This window comes from Streptomyces sp. TRM64462, from assembly GCF_013362995.1.
Classification (GTDB): domain Bacteria; phylum Actinomycetota; class Actinomycetes; order Streptomycetales; family Streptomycetaceae; genus Streptomyces.
The window spans coordinates 1-2,990 of sequence record NZ_JABWDV010000313.1; the positions used below are offsets into that span (position 1 = coordinate 1).

Below are 2,990 nucleotides of genomic sequence, written 5' to 3' on the forward strand. Positions count from 1 at the left end.
AAGTCGAGGAACAGCCGGTACGTGCCGGGGCTCGGCGCCGTCGTCGTGAACGAGACGCCCGGTCCGGGGCCGCCCGGCGCGGGGTGCACGTGCAGGTAGGCCAGGTCACCGTCGCGCAGGGCCACGAGGTGGCCGTAGGCGCCCAGGTACGGCTCCAGGTCGGTGACCGGCCTGCCGTCCTTGGCGACGGTGAGGGTGAGTCCGGTCGCCCGGCCCGGGACCGGCGTCCCGGTGAGGCGGACCTCGTAGCCGTCCACGGCGGCCGTCGGCGCGGCCGCGGGCATCGGCTTCGGCGCGTACGCCCCCGGTACGGCGAGGTCGGCGCCGAGCGTGACGGGCTTGGCGCCCGGCGCGGCCGGCGTGAAGTCGGCGAACGCCTTGTACGCGCCGGCCGCCGGCAGGTCGACCGGCGTGGACCAGGTGCCGTCGGCGGCCCGCACCGGGTGCAGGTGGCGGAAGACGGTCAGGTCGCGCGAGGCGACGATCAGGTGCAGCTCCTTGTCGTGCTCGGTCTTGAAGGCGGTGACCCTGCCGCCCTTCGCGTCCTCGACCGAGAACCTCAGGACGCTCCGGCCCGGCGCGGGCCTCGGTGTCTCCAGGGCCAGCGTGTAGCCGCCGTCGGAGACCTGGAGCCCGCCGGCCGTGGCCGCGCGCGCGGCGCCCGCCGTGTGGTTCGCGTGGCCGTCGGTACCGCCCTGCTGCCGCTCCGCGTGGGTGTCGTGCTCCGCCTTCTTCGGCGCGGCGACGGGCCCGACGCCCTGGCCGACCCCGTAGGCGACGCCGAAGGTCGCGGCGAGCGCGGCGGCGAATGCGGTGATCTTCACTCCGGTGTTCATGGCTGCTCTCCCGTGTGTGGGTGACGTCCTTCGACACTTCCCATGCACGTCACCATACCCCTGGGGGGTATGAAGTCAATCCCATGGTCATGGTTGCGCCAGATACCCTCACGGGGTATACATGGACCGGAGAGCGCATACCCCCCAAGGGTATCGAGAGAGTCCGACCGAGGAGGGCACCACCATGGGTTCCTGCTGCACCCCTGACGGCAGCTGCCAGACCGGCGCCGGCGAGGCCACCACCACCGCCGTCGCCGAAAGCACCCGCACCGTCTACGCCGTTTCCGGTATGACGTGCGGCCACTGCAAGACCGCGATCACCACCTCCGTCAGCGCCCTCGACGGCGTCCTCTCCGTGGACGTCGACGTCGCCGGCGGTCTGGTCACCGTGACCACCGGCGGCGAGCCCGACGACGCCGCGATCGCCGCGGCGGTCGACGACGCGGGCTACGAGCTGACCGGCCGGGCCTGATCGACCGCCGGGACCCGGCAGCCCGGCCGCCCGGTGGTCCAGCCGGCCGGCCATCCCCCGGGGCCCGGGTCCCGGCCCCGACCAGTGTGTTCAGGTGCGGGCCCGCCACGCCTGAGAAGAATGGGAGCAGTTGAATGACGACGACCACTCCGGGCACCGCCCAGGTCGAGCTCGCCATCGGCGGCATGACCTGCGCCTCGTGCGCGGCCCGTATCGAGAAGAAGCTCAACCGCATGGACGGCGTCGAGGCGACCGTCAACTACGCCACCGAGAAGGCGAAGGTCACCTTCGACGGCGACATCCCGGTGGCGGACCTCATCGCCACCGTCGAGGCCACCGGCTACACCGCCCGCGAACCCGAGCCGGCGACCCCGACTCCCACGCCGGGCGGCGGCGGAGGAGGTGCGGAGGGGCCCTCCGACGAGGAGCGGGCCGACGCCGCACTGCGGCCGCTCAAGCAGCGGCTGATCACCGCCGTGTCCCTCGCCGTGCCGGTCATCGCGATGGCGATGATCCCGGCACTCCAGATCCAGTACTGGCAGTGGCTGAGCCTCACGCTCGCCGCGCCCGTCGTCGTCTACGCCGCCTGGCCCTTCCACCGCGCCGCCTGGACCAACGCCAAGCACGGTGCCGCCACCATGGACACGCTGATCTCGGTCGGCACCTCGGCCGCGTTCCTGTGGTCGCTGTGGGCGCTGTTCTTCGGCACCGCCGGTACGCCGGGCATGACGCACCCCTTCGAGTTCACCATCGCCCGCACCGACGGCGCGGGGAACATCTACCTGGAGGCGGCGGCGGGCGTCACCGCGTTCATCCTGGCCGGGCGCTACTTCGAGGCCCGCTCGAAGCGCAAGGCGGGCGCGGCGCTCAAGGCGCTGCTCCAGCTCGGCGCCAAGGAGGTCACGGTCCTGAAGGACGGCCGTGAGGTGACCGTACCGACCGTGGAACTCCAGGTCGGTGACCGGTTCCTGGTCCGGCCGGGCGAGAAGATCGCGACGGACGGTGTCGTGGTGGAGGGCTCGTCGGCGGTGGACGCCTCCATGCTGACCGGCGAGTCCGTGCCCGTGGAGGTCGGGACCGGCGACACGGTGACCGGCGCGACGCTCAATGCGGGCGGCCGCCTGGTCGTCGAGGCGACCCGGGTCGGGGCCGACACGCAGCTCGCCCGGATGGCGAAGCTGGTCGAGGACGCCCAGAACGGCAAGGCCGCCGCACAGCGCCTGGCCGACAAGATCTCCGCGGTCTTCGTGCCGATCGTCATCGCCCTCGCGCTCGGCACGCTCGGTTTCTGGCTGGGTACGGGTGCCGGTCTGACGGCCGCGTTCACGGCCGCTGTCGCCGTGCTGATCATCGCCTGCCCGTGCGCGCTCGGGCTGGCGACGCCGACGGCTCTCATGGTCGGCACGGGACGCGGTGCGCAGCTCGGCATCCTCATCAAGGGCCCGGAGGTGTTGGAGACCACGCGCCGGGTCGACACGATCGTCCTGGACAAGACCGGCACCGTCACCACCGGCCGTATGACCCTCATCAAGGTCCACACCGCTGACGGCACCGACGAGACCGACGTCCTGCGCCTCGCCGGGGCCCTGGAGCACTCCTCCGAACACCCCATCGCCCAGGCCGTCGCCGCCGGCGCCGCCGCCAGGGTCGGCACCCTGCCCGCCCCCGAGGACTTCGCCAAC

General features: G+C 72.6%; 3 protein-coding genes. 2 read left to right on the top strand and 1 reads right to left on the bottom strand.

Annotated features, from left to right (window positions below; translation table 11 throughout):
- Positions 1-836 (bottom strand): hypothetical protein (locus HTZ82_RS15585; protein WP_175409986.1); only part of this gene is annotated, 836 nt, incomplete at its 3' end.
- A 184-nt stretch (positions 837-1,020) separates the two neighbouring features.
- Between HTZ82_RS15585 and HTZ82_RS15590 the strand changes: the two genes are divergently transcribed.
- Both HTZ82_RS15590 and HTZ82_RS15595 read left to right on the top strand, forming a co-directional pair.
- Entirely contained in the window at positions 1,021-1,308 is a 288-nt protein-coding gene (locus tag HTZ82_RS15590; protein WP_175409987.1) for a heavy-metal-associated domain-containing protein, read from the top strand.
- Positions 1,309-1,442: 134 nt separating this feature from the next.
- Positions 1,443-2,990: cation-translocating P-type ATPase (locus tag HTZ82_RS15595; protein ID WP_175409988.1), on the top strand; the 1,548-nt coding region annotated here is incomplete at its 3' end.

Coding starts and splice junctions, on each gene's coding strand:
- HTZ82_RS15590 (WP_175409987.1), top strand. CDS start 1,021: ATGGGTTCCTGCTGCACCCCTGACGGCAGCTGCCAGACCGGCGCCGGC.